At 42.8% G+C, this 21,702-nt stretch carries 12 protein-coding genes; 3 read left to right on the forward strand and 9 right to left on the reverse strand.

All coding sequences use genetic code 11. The features are described 5' to 3' along the window. Positions 1-21: 21 nt before the first annotated feature. The 8 genes from AC1DP6_RS11230 to AC1DP6_RS11265 all read right to left on the reverse strand — a co-directional run bounded on the left by AC1DP6_RS11230 (position 22) and on the right by AC1DP6_RS11265 (position 16,210). Positions 22-1,047 (reverse strand): leucine-rich repeat domain-containing protein, encoded by a 1,026-nt coding sequence (locus AC1DP6_RS11230; protein WP_477054876.1) that lies wholly within the window; start codon positions 1,045-1,047, stop codon positions 22-24. A 174-nt stretch (positions 1,048-1,221) separates the two neighbouring features. After that, positions 1,222-2,898: a RagB/SusD family nutrient uptake outer membrane protein gene (locus tag AC1DP6_RS11235; RefSeq protein WP_477054877.1), complete on the reverse strand. Its 1,677-nt coding sequence runs from the start codon at positions 2,896-2,898 to the stop codon at positions 1,222-1,224. Positions 2,899-2,915: 17 nt separating this feature from the next. Next, positions 2,916-6,299, reverse strand: coding sequence for a TonB-dependent receptor (locus AC1DP6_RS11240; RefSeq protein ID WP_477054878.1), 3,384 nt, complete (start codon positions 6,297-6,299; stop codon positions 2,916-2,918). Between the two features lie 68 nt (positions 6,300-6,367). Beyond that, entirely contained in the window at positions 6,368-7,588 is a 1,221-nt protein-coding gene (locus tag AC1DP6_RS11245) for a FecR family protein (protein WP_477054879.1), read from the reverse strand. Between the two features lie 87 nt (positions 7,589-7,675). After that, the gene (locus AC1DP6_RS11250; protein WP_477054892.1) at positions 7,676-8,278 is read right to left on the reverse strand and encodes an RNA polymerase sigma factor; all 603 of its coding nucleotides are present in this window, start codon (positions 8,276-8,278) and stop codon (positions 7,676-7,678) included. 596 nt (positions 8,279-8,874) lie between these two features. After that, the gene (locus AC1DP6_RS11255) at positions 8,875-10,323 is read right to left on the reverse strand and encodes an MAC/perforin domain-containing protein (RefSeq protein WP_477054880.1); all 1,449 of its coding nucleotides are present in this window, start codon (positions 10,321-10,323) and stop codon (positions 8,875-8,877) included. A gap of 545 nt (positions 10,324-10,868) precedes the next feature. After that, positions 10,869-12,854 carry a SusD/RagB family nutrient-binding outer membrane lipoprotein gene (locus tag AC1DP6_RS11260; protein ID WP_477054881.1) on the reverse strand — a complete coding sequence of 662 codons (1,986 nt, stop codon included), beginning with the start codon at positions 12,852-12,854 and terminating at the stop codon, positions 10,869-10,871. 11 nt (positions 12,855-12,865) lie between these two features. Further along, complete coding sequence (locus AC1DP6_RS11265) at positions 12,866-16,210, reverse strand: SusC/RagA family TonB-linked outer membrane protein (protein WP_477054882.1); 3,345 nt, start codon at positions 16,208-16,210, stop codon at positions 12,866-12,868. 1,374 nt (positions 16,211-17,584) lie between these two features. Between AC1DP6_RS11265 and AC1DP6_RS11270 the strand changes: the two genes are divergently transcribed. The 3 genes from AC1DP6_RS11270 (at position 17,585) to AC1DP6_RS11280 (ending at position 19,991) form a co-directional block, all read left to right on the forward strand. Next, positions 17,585-18,460, forward strand: a complete 876-nt coding sequence (locus AC1DP6_RS11270) for a helix-turn-helix domain-containing protein (RefSeq protein ID WP_477054883.1) — start codon at positions 17,585-17,587, stop codon at positions 18,458-18,460. 158 nt (positions 18,461-18,618) lie between these two features. Beyond that, positions 18,619-19,407: an alpha/beta hydrolase gene (locus tag AC1DP6_RS11275; RefSeq protein WP_477054884.1), complete on the forward strand. Its 789-nt coding sequence runs from the start codon at positions 18,619-18,621 to the stop codon at positions 19,405-19,407. An 11-nt stretch (positions 19,408-19,418) separates the two neighbouring features. Beyond that, positions 19,419-19,991, forward strand: a complete 573-nt coding sequence (locus AC1DP6_RS11280; protein WP_477054885.1) for a hypothetical protein — start codon at positions 19,419-19,421, stop codon at positions 19,989-19,991. A 196-nt stretch (positions 19,992-20,187) separates the two neighbouring features. Here the strand turns inward: AC1DP6_RS11280 and mnmE are convergent, their stop codons facing one another. Continuing rightward, on the reverse strand, positions 20,188-21,570 hold the full coding sequence (gene mnmE, locus AC1DP6_RS11285) for a tRNA uridine-5-carboxymethylaminomethyl(34) synthesis GTPase MnmE (RefSeq protein WP_477054886.1): 1,383 nt from the start codon (positions 21,568-21,570) through the stop codon (positions 20,188-20,190). Positions 21,571-21,702 lie beyond the last annotated feature (132 nt).

Here is a 21,702-nt window from a genome sequence, read left to right on the forward strand (position 1 = left end):
AATATCTATCTTAAGAAATCCTTAAACATCCGTTACTTCATTGACATGGTATATGAAATTATATTCCTCCATAGCACCTTTTAACTGCACCCCGCCAATAATTGCATCCTTACCGGTAAAACCAGCCAGGAAGGCCTCTATTTCCTGTTTCGGGAAACGTCCTCCAAGGTATACGTGCGGTATATGGTAAACACCTTTTAAAGATTTGTTTGCAGGTTCTATTGAGTGTGTTGAGATGACCTGCAATGTTTCATGCTCATACAAAGGATCATAAGAGTATATACTCATACTGCCCAAACGTAATTTTTTTAGTTGCTGCAAGCCTGCCACAAATTCAATTGATTTGATTTTAGAACATCTTGACATCGTGAGCAACTTCAACTCCGGTATCTGTTGTAAGCTGTAGGCATCTTCTTCCTGAAAGCCTCTTAAACCCAGCAAATTCAGGATTTTTAGTCCCTTTGTATTCAGCAGCACTTTATAATCAGATGCCTGCGTATAACTTATACTAAGATTTTTTATAAAAGGAATATTAGCCATAAATGCCAGATCCTTCAACTTCCCAACACACAATCCTAATGAGTCCAGGCCATTTAGCCAGACAATTTTATCCACATCTTTTTGAATGCCGTTCAAACTAAGTCGCTTCAGCTGCCGGAGGTTTTCTATTGGCAACAACGAAGCCTTGCATTTCAATGGAGCTATTAATTCCAATGATTCCAGCAATGGCATCTGCTCCAAAAAATTTATATGCTCCCAGTTTCCTTTTCCACCAATTGACAAATGACGTACATGAGAAAAAACACTCCAGTCGATCCGTGTAACGTCTGCATGGCTATAGAAAGTCAGCCTCAGATCCGGATACTTATGCATTGCTTCTGCAACCGCCATCAAAGATGCCTCGGGCAAATGATCATTAATTTGCAACACCTTTTTTAATGCCATCAGCTCCCCGTTCTCCAAATCTTTAATGTGATTAGCCCTCAGCGAGGGTATGGTCGGGTCGATATCTCTTCCCAATTCAAAAATAATATTGCCTGGATACATCTTCTATTCTTTCTCATTATTAAATCCGGGAACAATTTCGGCTACTTTTCTTAAATAGCGTTTGCTTTCCAAATTAATTGTAGGTGAAATATAGGGCATGTAAAGAAGAAGGTATAATAACAGTTGAAGGCATCCAACCGTCAACTGTTATTATACCTGCAACACACATGCTACTCAATAACCAGGGTTCTGAGATAACTGTGGATTTTTATTTCTTTCTTCTGCAGGAATAGGCCACAGATAATGACGTTTATCGAAGCTATTCAGTGCAGGATTATTACCACCACATTTCCCGGCAGTCCAGTACTTCACGATTTCATCTGCAAATACATCCCATCTGATCTGATCCATGTACAGGTGTCCCCACTCGAAAGCCAGTTCACGATAGCGTTCCTCATGCAGGAAATTTCGCATTGCCTGTTGATCTGCAATAATAGTTTTATGTTGTACCACTTCCAGCACCTGTATGGTAGGCATGGCAACACTGGGACGCTGACGTACTTTATTAATATAGGTGGCGGCTTCCGCGCTGCGATTCAATTCTATTAATGTTTCTGCGTACAATAATAAAACATCTGCATACCTGATCAGGATCATATTACCTGGGCTGTCACCGGCAGTGAGATCTAATTTCCCGATGACATACTTCACCGTATTATGCCCGTTTTCATTCGCATATTGCTGTAGATAATTTACTCCACTCTGGCCGGTGCGGGCCTGAAACTCTGCGATGTAGGGGGTATTTTCATACCATACCGTCCACGCCAGTCGCGGGTCCCGGTTGTTGTATGGTTTAGATGGATCAAAGGCCGGATCAGTGGATGCATAGGTAAACTTATAGCGATAAGCACTTCCCGCTGCTACCCTGCTTACAAAGGTGCTGGTTACCGGGTAACCATTGGTGGTTTCAAATAAATTGGTATAATCTTCTGTTGGTGTTACATAACCAAATCCTGCTGTGGATATCAGCGAGGTGGTATTGGGCGCGGCAAAACGCACATAAGAATTCCCTTCTTTTACACCGCCTGCATATTGAATTTCAAAAATGGATTCTTTGCCATTTTCTGTAGATGGCCAGAACAAGTCCAGGAACTGAGGTTCCAGGTCATAGTCTTTATCCACGTTGATTACTTCATTTAATTTAGCTGCTGCTTCCGGCCACATTTTTTCATATACATATACCTTACCCAACAGCGATTTAGCCGCTCCTTTGCTGGCTCTTCCCAGCAGCGATTTTTTGCTGCGATAGGTAGTAACAGAAGGCAATAATGTTTCTGCTGTTTTAAGATCCGCGATGATAGCCGCTACTACTTCCGACTTTTTATTGCGGGGCGTAAGCAGTTCTTCATATTTTAATACGCGTGTGATCAGCGGTACATCTCCATACAGATTAGCAAGATAAAAATAGGCGAGTGAGCGGAGAAATAACGCTTCTCCTTTCAACCTGTCATGCATGGCCGCCGAGAGGGTTACATCTTTGGCATCAATATGATCTAACACCAGGTTGGCTCTGAACACTACCCGGTACCACGCTACCCATAAAGTTTGCCCCATTAGCCAGCCATCGGTTATACCAAATATCCCATTGTCATATTGTCCAAAGCGTGTATCACCAAAACCAGCATAGGGAGTAGCGATATCCGTCATCGGAAAAAAGCTCAATTCTCTGTCGGCCTGCATCGCATCATAAATACCGTTTACGGCGCTGGTGAAGTCATCTTCTGTTTTATAAAAATTAGTTTCTGAAAGATTATTTTTCGGGTAAGATGATAAAAAGTTTTTCTTACATCCCGATTGCGTCAGACAGAGAATACACAGTAATAAGGTGGAAAGCTTTAGTATCTTTTTCATAACTGCCGATTAAAGATTTAGAAAATAAGTCTTGCGCCCAGGGTGATTGATTTGGCTACCGGATATGCGTCTACTCCCCCGCGGGAGTAAGCATTAATACCGCTGGGTTCTGATGGTTTCATTTCAGGATCATAACCAATAAACTTAGTCCAGGTAACTAAATTGGTGCCGTTGGCATATAATCGCAGCGACTGTATCCGCAATGGTGCTATCCATTTTTTAGGCAGGGTATAACCTATCTGCAAATTTTTAATCCTCAGATAAGAGGCGTCCTGTACCAGGTAGCTACTCCAGATAGCATCTCCCTTTACCGCACCGGCGGCGGGTGTAGTGCCACTGGTTACGTTACCGTCTTTATCAAGTATCGCCCTGTTATCCCAGTAATATCTGTCTATGTTATTATCTTCTCCTTCCCCGTTCCCACCAAATACTGATTCAACAAGCATGTCCTTATCTTTCTCTCCCTGGAACAAAATAGATACATCGACTCCTCTCCAGCGAAATGCGGCATTAAAGCCATATACATATTTCGGGAGATAGCTACCGATAACAGTTTTATCTGCATCTGTAATCTGTTTGTCGTTGTTCAGATCCAGGAAACGTACCATGCCGGGCCTGTCGCCGCTGCGGTGAGGGTTTGCATTGATTTCATCTTTGGTCCTCCAGATGCCGTCTGCCTGAAAGCCCCAGTATGCGTATAATGGCAGCCCCTCATCTGATTTCAGGGGTCCGGTCAGCATTGATTTTACGCCGCCCAGGTTTACCAGTTTATTTTGATTGTGGGAAAGATTGACGGAAGCGCTGTAATTAAAATCTCCGATGTTATCCTGGTAGCGCAACAGTACCTCCCAGCCTTTGTTCTGAACTTCTCCAATGTTCACTACCGGACCAGATGTAAAGCCTGCGGTGAATGGAATGGTGGCGTCCAACAGCATGTCTGTTGTTTTCTTATTGTATACATCTCCTTCAAAGGTGATGCGGTCGTTGAACAAGCCTAACTCCAAACCAATATCAGTAGTGGTGGTAGTTTCCCATTTTACGTTTTCGTTAGACATCTGGTTGGGGAAATATGCCGGCTGTCTTGTTTGCGGATTACCGAATACAGCACCTCCGGTAACATCAATGGTGCTGATCCACGAATAGGCCGGAATATTGGCATTTCCCAGCTGTCCCCAGCTACCCCTGATTTTCAGGTTGCTGATGGCTTTCAGTTGTTTCATGAATGGCTCCTGTGATACGCGCCATCCCGCAGAGAAAGACGGGAAAACGCCCTGCTGTTTACCCGGTGCAAACACTGAGGAGCCATCACGACGTATATTGGCCTGGAAGAGATATCTGTCGTTATAGGAATAATTGATGCGGCCAAACTGTGAGGTGAGGGAATAAGGATCTACATATCCGCCGTTGATGGCGCCCAGTGTATTACCTGCGCCAAGCACCTGTAAATCGTTGTTGGGGAAATCTGTTTTCGAAGCATCAAACTGGTACCCATCGCCTTTTTCGTATGACACGCCGAGTAATGCGTTGATACTGTGTTTTCCAAAAGTTCTCACATAGGTTAACAGATTTTGTACTTCCCACACATAACTTTCTTTGGATAAATTACGTAAACTGGCAGTAGCTCCCTGCGCCAGCGGCGTAGTGTGATTAAGATCTGCAGGAGAATAGATAGCCCATTTGCTGGTCCATTCTTCATTGAAATTATTCATAACAGAACCATTTACTACCAGTCTGTATTTTAATCCCTTTATCAGGTCTACTTCTGCAAAAAGATTTCCGAAGGTTTTATTACTCCGGGAAAGATTATCCAGGATGTCATTGGCGATAGAAGGTGTTTTCCAGGTAGTATTTGTAATATAGGCTTCGCCGGGATATCCGGGACGTGGCGCCCCGGGAAGTCCATCCGGATTATAAGCGGGGATGGTAGGTGGTGCCGCCGTAATACCATTTAATGCAGCGGGCTGCGAAGATGAAAACGCAGTGATGGTAGTGGTATAAGCAGAGCGGATATAACTGAGGTTAATACCTGTTCTGATATGATCTGTGATCTCCTGTTGAAAATTGATACGGGTATTAATTCTGTCGAAATTTGTGCCGATGATAGTTCCCTGTTGATTAACATAACCTATTCCTATGGCGTACTGGGTTTTATCAGTACCACCGCTCACACCGAGGTGATAATCCTGTATAGGAGCTGTACTGAATACGTAGTCAGACCAATCCGTCCACTGCGTAATGGTTTCAGGCGCAGTCGCATCTACCCAGAAAGGGGATTTACCATTGTATTGCCGGGCTTCATTCTGATGTTGGGCCCACTCAGGACCATTAAGGTAGCGCGGCTTTTTAGTTAGTGACTGCCACCCGTTTTCAGATTTAAATTCTACAGATGCTTTACCGGCTTTTCCTTTCTTAGTCGTGACCAGCAACACGCCATTCGCTGCCCTTGATCCATAGATGGCTGCAGCAGATGCATCTTTTAACACGGTAATAGACTCCACATCATCCGCATCGATGTCGTTCATATTGCCTACAAAACCATCTACCAATACCAGCGGGCTGTTACCGGATTTTACAGAACCTACGCCACGCACTTTTATATCGGCGCCTGCACCTGGCTGACCAGAAGTCTGCGTTACCTGAACACCGCTCATACGTCCCTGGATGGCCTGTCCCAGATTAGTAGTGGTTACCTTACCCAGGTCACTTGCATTCACCGTACCCACAGAGCCGGTGAGGTCCGTTCTTTTTGTAGTGCCGTAGCCTACTACTACAATTTCAGATACTGATTTAGGCTGCTCCTGTAATTGAATATTCAGGGATGTCTGGTTGCTGATGACTATTTCTTTGGCAGCAAAACCTACATAGGTCAACACCATTGTCTGTCCCGGGTTTGCGTCAATTTCAAAGTGACCTTTGCTGTCGGAGATAGTAGCTGTTTTGGTGCCTTTGATGATGATGGTTACACCAATCAATGGTTCTTTTGTTTCCTGGTGTATAATGGTACCGGATATCTTCTGGTGCGCCACACGCTTGGCTGAATTATCCGTTGCAACTGGATTCGGGTCCAGTACAATTGTTTTATCCACAATATGAAAACCCAGGCCTGTTGACGACAGGCATTGCTGCATCGTTTCTTCTACTGTACTATTTTTTACACTGACATTTACTTTACCTGCTTTTTTAACTTCTTCGGCAGTATACAGAAACAAGTAATCTGTTTGTCGTTGAATTTCTCTAAAAACATTGTCCAGGTATACGCTCTTCAGGTTGACGTTGATTTTTTGTGAATAGGCTTTGGCAAACGATTGCATTGCCGAGAAGGTGAGAAAAAGAAAGATCAGTTTGGTGAACCTGACCCATTTCGTTCTGCCATTAGCAGAGCAGACAACTCGAATTTTCATACGTGTGAAATATTAATGTTCGTGTTAGGGAATATGTTAGCTATTGCTACCGATGCTGTAGGTTGATATTATTTTTTCTGTACGTATACTTTTTTACCGTTGATAGTAAAGGTTACATTTCCTGCTATTTCCAGCATTTTAAATACTTCTGAAATATTTACCTGCCGGCGGATAGCCCCGTAGTAGTGCTTCTCCGGGATATCTCCTTTAAATTCCACTTCTATATCATACCAGCGTGTCAGTTGCCGCATGATGTCCTGAATAGTTTCATTTTCGAAATCGAACAAATCATTTTTCCAGGYGAGGATCTGGTGAACGTTTACTTCTTTTACCAGGTGAATGTTATGATCGTCCTCCCCTGAAAGATGGGAGAGTTGTGCCTGTTGGCCAGGTGCCAGCAAAGCAGAGATCCTGGTTTTGGTAGTAGCATCTTTTATGGTTGACATACGCACACTGCCTTCCAGCAGTGTCGTTTTAACGAGTGATTCATCTTTGTAAGCCTTTACGTTAAAATGAGTGCCCAACACCCTTACTTCTGCGCTTCGTCCGCCGGCAGGAGCAACCGTAGCCACGATAAATGGAGCCTTCCTATTATGTGCCACTTCGAAATAGGCTTCTCCACTTAGTTCCACCTTTCGGATAGTGTCATCAAAAACAGCCGGGTAACGAAGTGAAGAGGTGGCATTCAGCCATACTTTGGTACTATCCGAGAGTATTACCATATATTGCTTTCCCCTGGCAGTAGAGATGGTATTGTATATCGTGGTTGTCCCGCTTTTGCCAGCCACCGCATACAATAGCCGCCCGTTTTGTTTTATAATACTACTCCCTCCCTGACTGGCAAGATGGCCATTAGCCGCATCATCCAGCACAATACTGGCACCATTGGCAAGTGTTAATACTACGTTCCCGTTCGCCGGCGTGATATCGTTTTTTAATTTAGCCAGTTGATGATGATGTACCGCTGGGGAAGTTTTCTTCATCAGCAGGTAGCCCGAGGACAAAAGCAGCAGAAGAATAGCAGCGGCAGCGGCCCAACTGCGCCAGTATTTCATTCGCTGTTTTTCTACAGGTGCCTGAAGTGCATACAGCAACATCCGGTTGCTCTTTTCCTCATCAAATACCGGCTGCGTGGGAACAAAGCTCTCCCAGGTTCCATCCATCAATGACAACACCTCCTGGTCGGATGCGTTTTCGGCCAACCACGACATTAGTTCAGCCGCTTCTTCCGGAGTGGCCAGTTTTTCAAAGTATCGCTGGAAAAGGTAATGCTGTCTTTCGCTCATCATTATGTGGATGCATTTTTCAGGGGTAAGACACAGAAAGTCGGCAAAAGGGGTAATGCGCTGTAAACTTTTTTTTCGGGAGAGCGATTTTTATACCAAAGAAGAGAAAATGCCGATGGCTATAACCGGCATACCGGCGTGCTGACGCACGTAATTCATAATAAACCTTACAGCCAGTTGGAGATGTTTTTTAACCGTATCCCGGGAAATGTTCATCCGATTGGCTATTTCCTCATAAGTCAGATCTTCACTGCGGCTCAGTAAATAAGCCCTTTGTTGTTGGGGTGGTAGCTTGGTCACAGCTTCATCGATCAACCTGAAATAGGTTTCCTTATTCAATTCGTCCTCCATAACACTGCCTGCCGTTTGGACCCACTCATGTTGGTTAGCTCTTTCTTTTGCGAGCTGCCGCAGGTTATTCAGGGTTTGATTCCTGCACAACCGATACAAATAGGATTTGATATTCTCTACATCATTGAGCAGGTGCCTCTTGGTCCATATCTTTACGAATGCTTCCTGCACAATTTCTTCTGCCGCCGTGATAGACCCCGTGATCCTGCAGATGTATTCCCCCAGCTGTTGATGGTAAGTATGGAAAAGATGGGTAAACGCCATATCGTCACCTGCCGCAATACGCTGCAGGAGCTCTTTTTCACAACGATATATAATTGGTCCTAAAGTGATTTTGGCGATTTACTATGTCCACGATTGTAACGAAGATAAGTGATGGCGAGCGGTTTTGCTATTATCATCATCGCAATGTTTGTTAGTATATTCACTATTTCGGGGTAAAATAGCGTATTTTATATATATAATATGCAAGCTGCCATTCTATAGTGGGCAGGTTATGTTTGCTTTCATCTAATACAATAGAAATGTATGATGCAAATTGATGAAGAAAAGTGTAAGACAGCGACTTTCCTATCGTTCTTCAAGAAACTTTATATCGGTAACTTCTGATATGGGGTATCTGACAATATTTTCTCCATGCACAAGGATGATTTCATCATCCGCCAATACGCACTCTCCAATTTCTTTATATAGCTGAAAGAGATTCGGAATAGTGAGTCCCACTACTATGCCTATTGCTGCATAGCGTTGAAGAAAGTGTATTGCCGGAATGAAACAGGTGGCTATCGCCACTACTAAACATGCTGCAGAAACACATAGCAGGTAAATAAGAAGTTTAGGGTCTTGTCTTTTTACTGCTTTAAATCTGACATAATACAGCCTATGATATTATTTACCGGGTAAAGCTAAAAACTTTACCCGGTAATTTTGGATTGGCACTAGCGTGCTACCGGATATCTGAATGCATAGAAACCAACGCCTAGATAGGTGTAGCCATGCTGTTCAAACGGATAGCTATACCTGTCGATAGTATAGGTGTGGTTATTAATACCGCTATTGTGAAGCACGTGTACCGGCACGCTACCTGGCACCTGTGTCAGAAACGCATAGAATTTAATCCCCAGTAACACAAAATTATTCTGTGCATAAGGGTAATCATCCTTGACGATAGTAAACACATGGTTACCAGATGTATAATTGATATATTCATACACTGGCAAAGATCCTTCTACCTGGGAGGTGAAGGCATGGAAATTAATGCCTACGTCTGTCCAGTTATTACCTGCATAGTCGTAATCATAGGGATCGATCGTCATCGTATGATGGTTGATGATAGTGTTATAATAAACACGTACAGGATCACTGTTCGTCTTTATCTGATGATCAATCAGGTATTGGATTACGTATGCCTTCACCGCAGCACTCTTTACCGGATCGGCAATCAGATCGTAAATAGGTATCAGGCCATTACGGTTGATATCAATGAGCTCCGAATTCGCCAGGCTTGCGCTGCCCTGCCAAGCTGCAATATCTATCTTTGGAGCAGGAGTACCATTCGTCAGATCGATAATACCGAAAAGCCCCTTGGTAGGGTCACCACCAATGGTCTGGTAATATAAACGTTGGGAGGTATTCGTGCTGGAATAGCTGGAACCGGCTGCACCCTCTACATTTACGTTAAAAGATGTACCAGCCGCAGTTTTCAAACCAGAAGAAGCAGCGCTTGAACGATCCTCACTCCGGGTTCGTGCCTGGTACATGAAATTCAGTTTTGCTCCCAGCAGAATGCCCGACATGACATGTGTACCATAGCGACTCACCAACAGCGCAGGTGAACTGCTGAGTATATCCGCCTTGAAGGCAGCGGAGAGATAGTTCCTGAGCACGGAATTATCCGCTGCAAATTTCAATGTACGCTGTTTGATCTGGATGTTGTAACTGCTGTAAACATACTTGGATGAATAAGCGCTACTATCTTGGAAAGCGGATTTCAACGTGCCGGAAAAGAGTTTCAGCGTGTCAGTTACTTGTAACTTTTGCGACAAATTTCTCGAGTAATTTTCACAGTTAATACCAGATATCAGTTGCTGATCCTGACCTTGTGTTTGAATGATTTCCACGCGGCCGGGCTGCTCAGTGCTCAGGCGGGCAACATCAATCACCTGGTAGGTAGCGGAGGTAGCGCTCCCGTAGGTACCCGTAAGATCATAACCAAACCCCAGCAGGTTATACTGGGCATCCGCGAATCCACGGAGCTCGGCTATTGACGCGCCTTTCAGCTCATCCGGACGGAGCTGATCTTTTTGAGTTAACTGTTTGCTACAGGAACTTAACAGACTTCCCAGCAATGCGATTGCCGGAAGTATTGCAACATGTTTTTTGTTCATAAGAATAGTATCAATGATAAAATATAAAAAGCATTCTTAACGGTTAACTTGCTTTCATATGAGGCGCCAACCATGGGTTATACGGGTTCATAGTACATAATATGGATGGGTATAAACAATTAATTTTCGTTGGGCTTCATGTGTGTTGCATGGTGATGGCAAATATAGCAGATCAATTTATTACGATTTCATTTTTTTACACCACGATAAATTCATATTGCAATAACAGTTAAACAAACTAATACAGGCAAGGCTATCAGCAATGGAACATGTCTACCCACTACCACACAGCGTTTGAGGCTACTTATCCAGATAGTAGATTTACCATTGGAGAATCTCTATGAAACCAAGTGCTAAAATCCGGTCTAGCTAATATCCAGTCATTTATACAAAAGCAATAAAGCCGCACAATGGCGGCCTTATTGCTGTCTTCACTTTGCTATTAAACCATCAGGAGGTGTCTGCTTCACCTGCCAGAAGATTATGTTTTACGCGCATTTCATTTTTGCGACGTTCTCTTTTCTATTTTTTAAGACTTCTCATTCCTATTCCAGTGCATTCTTCCATTTGGTAGTACGACCTGTAAACCACACCGGAAGATCCGGGTTATTGGTAGAGCTGATGATATTCCAACCTTCGGGATCGGAAGCCTGAATGCTGCTTGGATAGCTCATTCTTTCTTTCCATTTGTATTTATCATACATAGAAGCTGGATTTGTACCCACATATTTAATTAATCTGCGGGCAGCGGTGTATGGCACTTCAAAGTTTATCATATTGTAGTGCAGCTGCAGCTGATTAAAAATTGCCTGTACCTGTTGCACGCTGGACATGGCATCAAATTTCTGGGCGGCATTTTCAGCAAAAGCACTTGCATTATATTCCATAGCAGGTTTGGCATTGATTCTCGAATCATCCATCGTGGTTGGCATCGCCGGCAAAGTGGTCTTTGAATACTGATTTGAGTTATTCAGTTCATACCAGTATTTGCAGGACAAAATGATCGCATTCTTGTAGTGTTCGCGGGCACTTCCATTCAGTTGCCCCCAACCTCTTACTGCTGCTTCAGCCAATGAAAGCTCTGTTTCAACCGCGTGAATGGTTGGAAACTTCAGTGCAAAGTTGAATTCGGGGCGTACATTATATGCGGCAACCAGATTTCTTTCAGAACCTACGTTCCCATCAGTGTCCTCGGAATTAGCGAGTCTGCTGCGAAGTGCATTTAACAGGAATGCTTCACGTTTGCTCAGATCTGTTTTTGACGCTGCATCCAATTCAATTGACAGGCTTTTGTTTGGACCATAATAAAAGGTGGTCTTTGAAATGTCAGTCATGATAGGATCGTTGATGTAGTAGCCACGCAAAACTTTATTTAAATAACTATTTGGATCTGCATTGCCATCCCATTTTGTTTCAGTACCCAGGTATCTGCCAATACAGTCTGGGGAGAAGATATAAGAAACACGCGGATCAACAGTACCATTCAACAAACCTGTTGCGGAATTATCACCACTAAAATAGAATAATGTTTTTCCGTTTACCACCTTGCTGCCTTCGGTCGGTTGACAATACATCACGTCCTGCAGGAATTTTTTCCCTGCTGTGAAATCAGCCCCTCTTTCCCTGAAAGAACGTGTAATTCCTAATTCATTACAAATACGATTCAGTGCAATAACAGCGATGTCGGCCACACCAGCTACATCGTTATAGTCGGTCAATAAAGGCTTGCCCTGCAACTCTGTCAGCACTTGCCTTGTAAGCGCAGGCGTCACCTCGCTTACGTTCATTGCACAACGTAATCTCAATGAATTAATATACTTACGCCATTTCAAAAGATTTCCACCAAAAAGGATATCCTGTTGATTAAAGGATGCCTGCTGGGTAGAAGTGAGTGTCAGATTCGTCAGCGTTGCATCAGCAGCTTTCAATTCGTTGATTATTTTCGGATAGATTTCCGCCTGACCAAGATACTTTGCTTTAAGTCCGTCCAATCCACCTGCAGTACCTGTTTCTATGTATGGCACCTTATCATACATGTCGGTCGCTCTTTGATAGGCATACCCCTTTAAAACATGCATTAAGGTGATATACAGGCTATCTGAAACAGTACGTTTATCCGGTGCTGTTTTATTGTATTCCCGTTGTGCCCAGATTATTGGCGTGATCCATTGGGTATTCACGAAGTTGAAAATAGATTCGTTAAAACCACCTGTCCCCCAGTCATGCTCAACATCTGCAAGCGAGTATGCACCCCCTTCTGACATTACGTTATAAATTTGAATGCCACTAGCCGTAATCCTTCCTCCACTTCTTACCTGGTGATAAACAGAACCATAATCTCCACTCAAAAAGAATCCCTGCGTTAGCTGAGAAGTGAAGAATCCGGCAATAACACTTACGCCGGACTTATCCGCCATATCTTTCGAATATCCATCCGGATTCTGATATAATTCTTCCAATTTCTTCTTACATCCTACGGAGGATATTAACAACGTAAGTAAGAAAAGTGATTTTAAATGTATGTATTTCATCTTAGTTGCTTTTAGAATTTAGTTTTGATAGAAATACCTATTGAACGTTGTGCAGGTAATGCTGTTGTTCCATAGGAACCTACGCCCCAGCCGGTTCCGTTAGTGGATTCCGGTACTGAATTTGGCGCCGCTTTATAAAGATAAGCCACGTTGTTTGCAAAAACAGATACCGTCAGACTGTTCATGCGGATTTTTTGAGCAATCTTCCGACCCAGATTGTAGTCGAGTGCTACGTTACGCAGTGCTATATAGTCGCTTTTAAAGATTCTGTCTTCAGGGAAGAAACCATTTGAGAAGTATGAATCGTAATAGTAATTGTCCGCAGAAACTACTTTTGTATTTGTTTTACCATCAGTGCTAACGCCATCCAATATCACACCATCATGGAAGGTAGGTCCGCCATTGGGATTATTACCAGCTACTTTTTTGGAATTAGCATCTAAGTAATAAGCCGCGCCACCATGTGCTGCATCTCTGTATTTCAGTGTTTCATTCAACGCACCGGCAGCCATCATATAAGTTTCTGATCCTGACAAGAACGTAGCGCCAAACTGGTAGTCGATATTTGCAACCAGGCGGAAGTTTTTGTAGGAAAAGGAATTGAAGATGCCACCTGATATATCAGGAATTGTTTTACCAATCAATTTTGCAGTGCTTTTGTAGTCATAAGCAGATCCTGCAGCATTTACTACTTTTTTGCCGTTAGCCGGATCATCTGCTTTATCAGGATTATTGTAAGTGTAAGTTGACTTAGTCAGGTAAATCTGACCATACTCCTCGCCTACATTAGCCACTGTATTTACAGCACCAAATGAACTCCATAAGGTAAGAGATTGCAGTTTGCCATCCAGTTTTTTAACAACAGTTTTACCGTGTGCAAACATCAGATTCAAATCCCATTCAAAATCCTTGGCTAAAACCGGTTTTGTTTTAATAGCCAGTTCCCATCCTTTGGCCATCACGTCACCAGCATTCATGCGCTGATTCTTAGCTCCTGTTCCCGGAGGGGCAGCTACTGCCATGATCTGGTCGTAGATATCAGATTTGTAATACGAGAAGTCTACACCGATTCTTCTGTTCTTCAACAGATAAGTTTCAAAGCCTACTTCCAATTCACGTTTACGCTCAGGTTTTAAGTTGGGTACGCCATTACCATCCATTGGAGGAATATCGCCGGGAGGAGTAAACACATATCCACCACCTACTTGAGAAACATCATAGTTTACGTTACTGAAATAGCGTGGTCCCGGACGTCCCACATTTGCCCATGATGCCCTTACTTTGGCGTAATCAAACACTTCCGGCAACTTCCAGCTTTCGCTTAAAATCCAGGCGGCACTTATACCTGGGTAGAAATAATGGTTATTGCCTGGAGGTAAAATAGAAGACCAGTCTTGCCTACCCTGTACTTCAATATAAACCTGGTTTCTCCATGCCAGCTGTGCAGATCCCAATAAGCTATACAATATATCCTGTCCGTTTATAGCCTGGTAAGTTGGTGATACGCCCAGTGGCAAATTAGTAAACGAGAAGAAGTTAGGAATACCCATCAATCCCGGGCCGTAACCATTTACAGATGCACCTTTTCCTTCTGTATAATTTTGTCTGATCACACCTCCGACAAAACCGGATAAATCAAAATCACTGTTTATTTTAGTATCGAAATTTAACATACCCTGACCATAGGTATTTCTAAATATATTAGTCATATCACTATACATCATACCACTGGTGGGGCCTAATAACTGCGGGTCCAGCAATCTGCCTTTATATTCATTCCGCTCTGTGCTATAATCAATACCACCCATCAGCGTAGCACTAAATATTTTGTTGATTTTTATATCAGCAGATAATGACTGAATAGTATGCAATCTTGAGAAAATAGATTTGTTATAGAGTTGATCCCACAGGAAACCAACCACCCCTTTTCTACCATTGGATATTAAGTTCCTACGGCTTGGGCTGGCAAAGTAGTTATAGCCATCTGGTGTTAACAGATGCGATTCTAACAGACCAACATTAATATCAGCACTGAAGGCTCCAATTTCTGCCTGCTGACCTTCTCCGTTCATGGTGCTCAGGTTGGAAGCATTCAGGTTCCTGGAAAGATACAGGTTACCGGAATATTTAAGGGTGATGTTATCGTTTATTTTACCAGACGCACTAAGACTAAAAGTATTTTTATCATACTGAGAACCTGGTCTGATCGGCGTCATACTTAAATTAGTGTAGGAGAAACGGAACTGTCCCTGTTCGCCTCCACCACTTATTGCCGCGTTTGTGGTATTTTGATGCCCTGTCTGGTAAAGGTCATTATAGATATTTTTGGTTTGCGCCTGCCATGGTCTTTCTACGCCATCCCACCATAAAACCTTCACGCTGGGGTCAAATTTTGGTCCAAATGCCTGGGCACCGGTACCATCTCCCAATGTAGTTGCCAGCGCTCTTTTTCCGTTCACATCAAGATAATATCCATCCGCATCATTTCTGGGGTTGCTGGGGCTGGAACCTGTACCATATTCATTTTGTAATTTAGGCAGGAAAGCTGCGCGGTCCCATGAAGTAGTATAAGAAGCGGATACTCCAAGCCCTGTTCCTTTAGTACCACTTTTGGTAGTAATCAACAGCACACCATTAGCACCTTCACTACCATACAATACAGATGCTTTCGCTCCTTTGAGAATTTCCATAGAAGCAATGTCGTCAGGGTTGATATCGTTAATACCAGTTCCGTTGTCACGATCTGTAGCGGCAAAACCCATTTTGGTATTCTGGTCATGAATGGGCACACCATCTACCACAATCAGCGGACGTGTGGTGGAATTCTCGTCAAAAGATACTGCATTACGAATGTTGATTTTCATACCGGCAGTAGGGCCCGCTGCTGTTGCAGCCACCTGTACGCCGGGTGCAGCACCATAGAGTGCCTGTAAGGGATTGGAAGGGGTACCACTAATCATAATCCTGTCAGCATCTATTTTGGATACAGCGTATCCTAATGCTTTGGATTGTTTTTTGATACCAAGTGCCGTCACCACTACCTCATCAGTAGTTCGTACACTAGGTACCAACGTTATGTGCATAGAAGAGGTTGCTGGCAGTTCCTGTGTTACATATCCAATAAAAGAAATAACCAGCTTTGCATCTGGTTTTACGTTAATAGTAAATGTACCCTGTTTGCCGGTCAATACACCGTTGACGGTACCTTTTTCGCCCACAGTAGCTCCTTCAAGAACTGCGCCTGTGCCATCCTTAATGACACCTGTAACTGTCATTTTCCCCTGCCCATAAGCAAACATGCTTCCTATGCAAAAGAGCATAAAAAGCAAAAGACATTTCTTGGTTGACTTCATCATTTTTTAGTTTTAATAATTGAATAGAACTGATTTTGGTATAGTATCACGAATGGGAATCTTCTATGTTGCAGGCTATTTGCATCTGCTATAGAAATCAGCACCAGACTGCCAATTTCTATAGTCAAAAACTTACAATACCGAACAGATCACCCTGCTGATAATACTGACGGTAGATAGCGTTTGTTGAGATAGTATTTTTTTATGCATTCAGGCTAAGCCGGTTTTCCCGGGAAGGCCACTATTGGTTGGTTATAAGACAGTAATTAGTCGCCATATGCAATGTTACACACATTGTATATGGTACTTTATGTACCACTCTCGCCAAATGACAAAGGATACTCGGCTTTGTTCAAGGCTTTAGCACTATAACCTGTAAGGCCATTACTCATTCTTCCTCGCAGTTTCAATCCTTGTTGCTGATAATGGCTGGAATTACATGGCCGCCGTTTGGTGTGTTCAGTGCTCATTCTTTTGATTCATACTTTTTGCAGAAGCAGTAGCTATTGCGCTATTTCTTAGCACAAAAAAATGTTTTGCTGTCTTGATTATTATAACGGGATAAAGGCGTCTTGCTTGAAAGACATCACTTATCGTTCACCAACGCTACTTGATGATAGAGATATTTTAACGCGCATATGCTTACGAATAACAACGTGATTGATAAAAAAGTCTGGCTATTTAGTGAAATTCTCGTTGACTGTTTAAAGTAAATCTGGTTCTTTAAATTATTGCTGATTCTGATTGAATTAAATTGTTGTAGGTTGATTTGCGTTGGACGAAATATGCTAATCAGTCTTTGATTAAACGTTTTAGCAATCAGTAAAATAAAAAATGAATCGCTTTTCCCATTGCTCCAAATGCTCTTTTTCTTCTTTTTCAAACCTATGTAAAGTTTTTCAAGTCGCGCAATTTTTTAACAACTTTTTTAGAAAAAAGTCAATATAGAATTGTTTTTTATCAAAATAGAATCATTAATCTAGTTTATCTATTCACCTAACTAAGGAAGTTTAATGTAATGGCTGTAATTCAGTTTACCTATATTTGTTATACGTCGTTGCAACCTGCCCTTGTGCGTGCTGTATTTGTAACCTATCTATAAATAAAATGAGTTGGCTGTACTTTTCAAGTGTCATTGTATCTATCTATTTGTTATTGTTGCTAATCGGAAAGCCTGATAAGACGACTGCCGACAAAATTTTAATCATCTGGCAATTATTTGCCACTTTACACCTGGCGGATCTWTATTTCGTTATCTCCGGGCATYATCACCAATTTCCCTACCTGTTGGGGTGGAGTGGCGTTTTTCCGCTTGTCCATGGACCCTTTCTCTATGTCTATATTTTACATTTAACGGCTAAAAAAAAGCCGGCCCCCATGTGGTTGTTGCATTTTTTGTCGGTGGTACTAATCAGTATTTGTTGGTTGCCGTTCCTCCTGTTACATCCACAGGAAAAAATACGGGTATTCGATAACGGACTACCAGCTTTTAGCTATCTGGCTATCTTCACTAATATTACCATTATTATATCAGGAGTGAGTTACATCACCGCATCGGCAATATTGCTATATAAATTTAAACGGCAACTGAAAGAAGAGTTTTCCAACACGGAGAAGATCAGTTTAAACTGGCTCCGTTACCTGATCGGAGGTATGGGAATAATCTGGTTATTTGTGGTATTCTATCAAACGCCGCAAACAATTTACCTCAGCGCATCTCTGTTTATATGTTTCATCGGTTTTTTTGGCGTACGCCAAAAAGCCATATTCAAATCTCCTGCCCCTTCTATCGGGATGGAAACCGAAAAAGAGGAACCTGTACCTATTGCAGTCAGTCAGCCAATAGTAGTTGAAGTACCCGCTGCCAGGATTAAATATAAAGGGTCTTCCCTTACAGAAGTAGATGCATTAAAGATCCAGGAACAACTAAACGAGTTAATGGACCAAGAGCGGTTGTACACGAATCCTGAACTCACATTGGGAGAAGTTGCCCGGCTTCTGCAGGTCCATGATGCCATTTTGTCTCAGGTTATCAACTCAAAATTCGATCAGAGTTTTTACGATTATATCAACTCTCTGCGGGTGGAAGCATTTAAAAAAGTGGTTGCGGCTCCAGGAAGCAAGAGCTATACCTTATTGTCTATCGCTTTCGAATGTGGTTTTAATTCAAAGTCTTCCTTCAATCGGAATTTCCGGAAATTCACAGGTCAGCAGCCATCTGCATATTTAAAGGATCAACATCCCTCATCCTGAGGAAAATCACTCTTTTTCTTATTGTTTATCGCAAAAAAAAGGTGTCATCATAGCTGGTGGGGCGATTCCCATGGCCTCATTCCTCACATTTGTGGCGGTTTTCGTCTGGTAAGAGTCCTATTTCATTTTTTATCCTACAAGATAAATTCAGTCATTTTATGAAGCTTTTTATTACATGTTTCAGTTTGTTATTATTGGTATCCGCCTGCAAGAAAGAAAAATTCGAAAGTGCTCGCATCAGCACATTTGATCTTACTTCATCGGTCAATGGCGCCACCTATAATATAAAAGTTGCGCTTCCCAAACACTTCTCTCCAACCACGACCTATAAAACATTATACGTACTTGATCCCAAAACGGACTTCGACCTGGTGGCTTTAGAATGCGACAAAAAGTCATCCGATCTAAACAAAGAAGAAATTCTGGTCATTGGTATAGGTGGGGGCAATAACCGCCTGGATGACTATTTACCCGTATCCTACAAAGGGCATAAAGGAGAAGCTGATAAATTCATTCAATTCATCCGGCAGGAGTTGATTCCCAAAATGGAACAGGATTTTCACGCATCAGATAACCGGAAAGACAGGGCCATGATAGGACATTCTGCCGGCGGACTATGCGTAGCTTACTGCTTTACAAATTATCCCGGGATATTTGGAAATTACCTCTGTCTTAGTCCCTCGTTTTGGCTGGGCGATCAGATCGTTCTTAAAAACGAGAGAGCAAACCGCGTTGCCAATCAAACTACCTCTGGTATATTTTTTTTGGCTGCAGGTGAACTGGAAGAAGAAATAATGCTGCCTCCCATAGCGCTGTTTAACCGTGTGTTAAATCAATATTACACTGGCTTCGCCCAGCAATACCATCTTGCCAAAGGCCTGGATCACCTGGGTTCCAAAACTCCAAATATTAAAAAGGCAATAGCCTTCTACTTTCAACAATTATAAATCGCTCTCCTATGCGTCTGATACTTATTTGCATTTCTCTTTTTATTACTACCTGCGTACAGGCGCAGGATACGCTTCCATTACTGGAAATTAAACCTGCCCTGGGTATTACCTGGATTACGGTAAAGCCAACACTATCCGTCATGGCCTTTCATCAGTTCACCCCAAAACTTTCTATCGCCTCCCATTCGATGTTCAGCTTTCTGCTATTCAGGAATTTTCCACAGAAATATATCAAAACGAATTACAACTATACCCTTGCTCAAAAGTTGGGTATAGGATATTCTTTATACGGTCCAAAAGGGCAAACACGTCATACTATCTTGCTAATGGGTGGAATAAAATACATCGCATTCAGCGAAACACTTGACAATCCCGAGTTAGATAAAATAACTACATCTACACACAGTATAGTACCGGATTATGGATTGATGTATGATGTTTCATTCGGTGTCAAAAGGCGAACATTCGATGCACGACTATATTTTCCTTTTTATCCTATCCGGTATTATCCTCTGGGCACGGTTAGTAATATTGGTTACCTGGAGTTAGGAGTGGGGGTTAAATTGAATAGAAGGCGATGAAGATTATAGCTATTCTCATTTGGCGATGAATATTCGTGGGAGGACACATTCCTGACTGGAGATTCATTGATCCAAAAGTATGAATCAGTTCTATCATAGGACTTCGGGGAAAATGCCTGGTGGGAATCAGCTATTTATCACGAAGTCCTTTGACGGTCTTCATGGCAGTCTGAAAAGTCAACTAAAAGAAACGATGCTACTTCCCGATACAAAACTTACTAAAAATATAATCCAGCCTATCCTCATTTGTCACCTCACCAGTTATCTCTCCCAGGTAATGCAAACAAAGCCTGATATCCAGCGCCAGTAAATCTCCTGGTAGTCCGTTATCCATACCTTCTTTTACATCCTGCAATGATTTCAGTACTTCCTGCAATGCAGCATAATGTCGTGCGTTGGTGATGATCGTATCTTCTGTATTCACTTCACCTGCTATTACTTTGCGGACGAGTGCATCTTTGAGGTCCTGGATATGCGCATGATTTTTTGCGGAGATAAAAAGTATATCGGGGATGTCGGAGAATTTAATGCGGATAACTTTTTCGCCGGTGATATCGGTTTTATTACCAACGAGGAGATAGTTGATGTTATCTGCTTCGAAGGCACTGATCTGATTACGTATATCCGTAGCCGATAGTTCGTTTACATCGAACAGGTAAACGACTACACCTGCTTCTTTGATTTTCTCCATCGTTTTTTGTACGCCTATGCTTTCGATCGTATCCCGACTTTCGCGGATGCCAGCGGTATCAATGAGGCGGAAGAGGATGCCGTCAATGTTGAGGATTTCTTCGATGGTATCGCGGGTGGTACCGGCAATATCGCTGACGATAGCGCGGTTTTCATTAAGGAGGGTATTGAGCAGGGTAGATTTACCAGCATTAGGTTTACCAACGATGGCGGTATTTACGCCGTTTTTAATGACGTTTCCCATGCGGAAGGAGTCGATCAGGTGTTGGAGTACGCCGGTAGCATTTGAAACAAGGGCATATAAGCCCGTACGATCGGCGAATTCCACATCTTCCTGGCTGAAGTCCAGCTCGAGCTCTATAAGGGCTGAAAAGGTGATTAATTGCTCACGTAGGGCATGTAATTCTTTAGAGAAGCCACCGCGCATTTGTTGCATGGCTGTTTGGTGGGAGGCAGCGGAGTTGCTGGCGATGAGGTCAGCTACTGATTCTGCCTGGGTAAGGTCCAGTTTACCATTGAGGAAGGCCCGTTGGGTGAATTCACCTGGTTTGGCCAGACGCGCGCCGGATTTGATGGTGGCGTCAATGATTTGTTGTTGAATATAAGRGGATCCGTGGCAGGATATTTCTATCACATCTTCTCCGGTATAAGAGCGGGGGCCTTTATACAGACTAACGACTACTTCGTCAAGAACACGGCCTTCTGATACGATGTTGCCAAAATGCAGGGTATGACTGGCCTGTTGGGTAAGGTCTTTGGAGGGAAATAGTCCATTACAGATAGTATAGGTACCTGGACCACTTAGTCTTATGACTGCAATGGCGCCGAGGCCTGGCGCGGTAGCTACGGCCACAATAGTATCATCAAATCCTGTTAGTTTACCCAGCATACCTGTTTAGTTTATGATTATTCCCAAAGGCCACAAATTTACGATAATCGATGCTACCATCCATGGTTGTAAAAATCAAAAGTCCCGTTCCAACGGTGTTGAAACGGGACTTTTGAAATTATGTTGATACAG

It is taken from the genome of Chitinophaga sp. 01L420, from assembly GCF_056399985.1.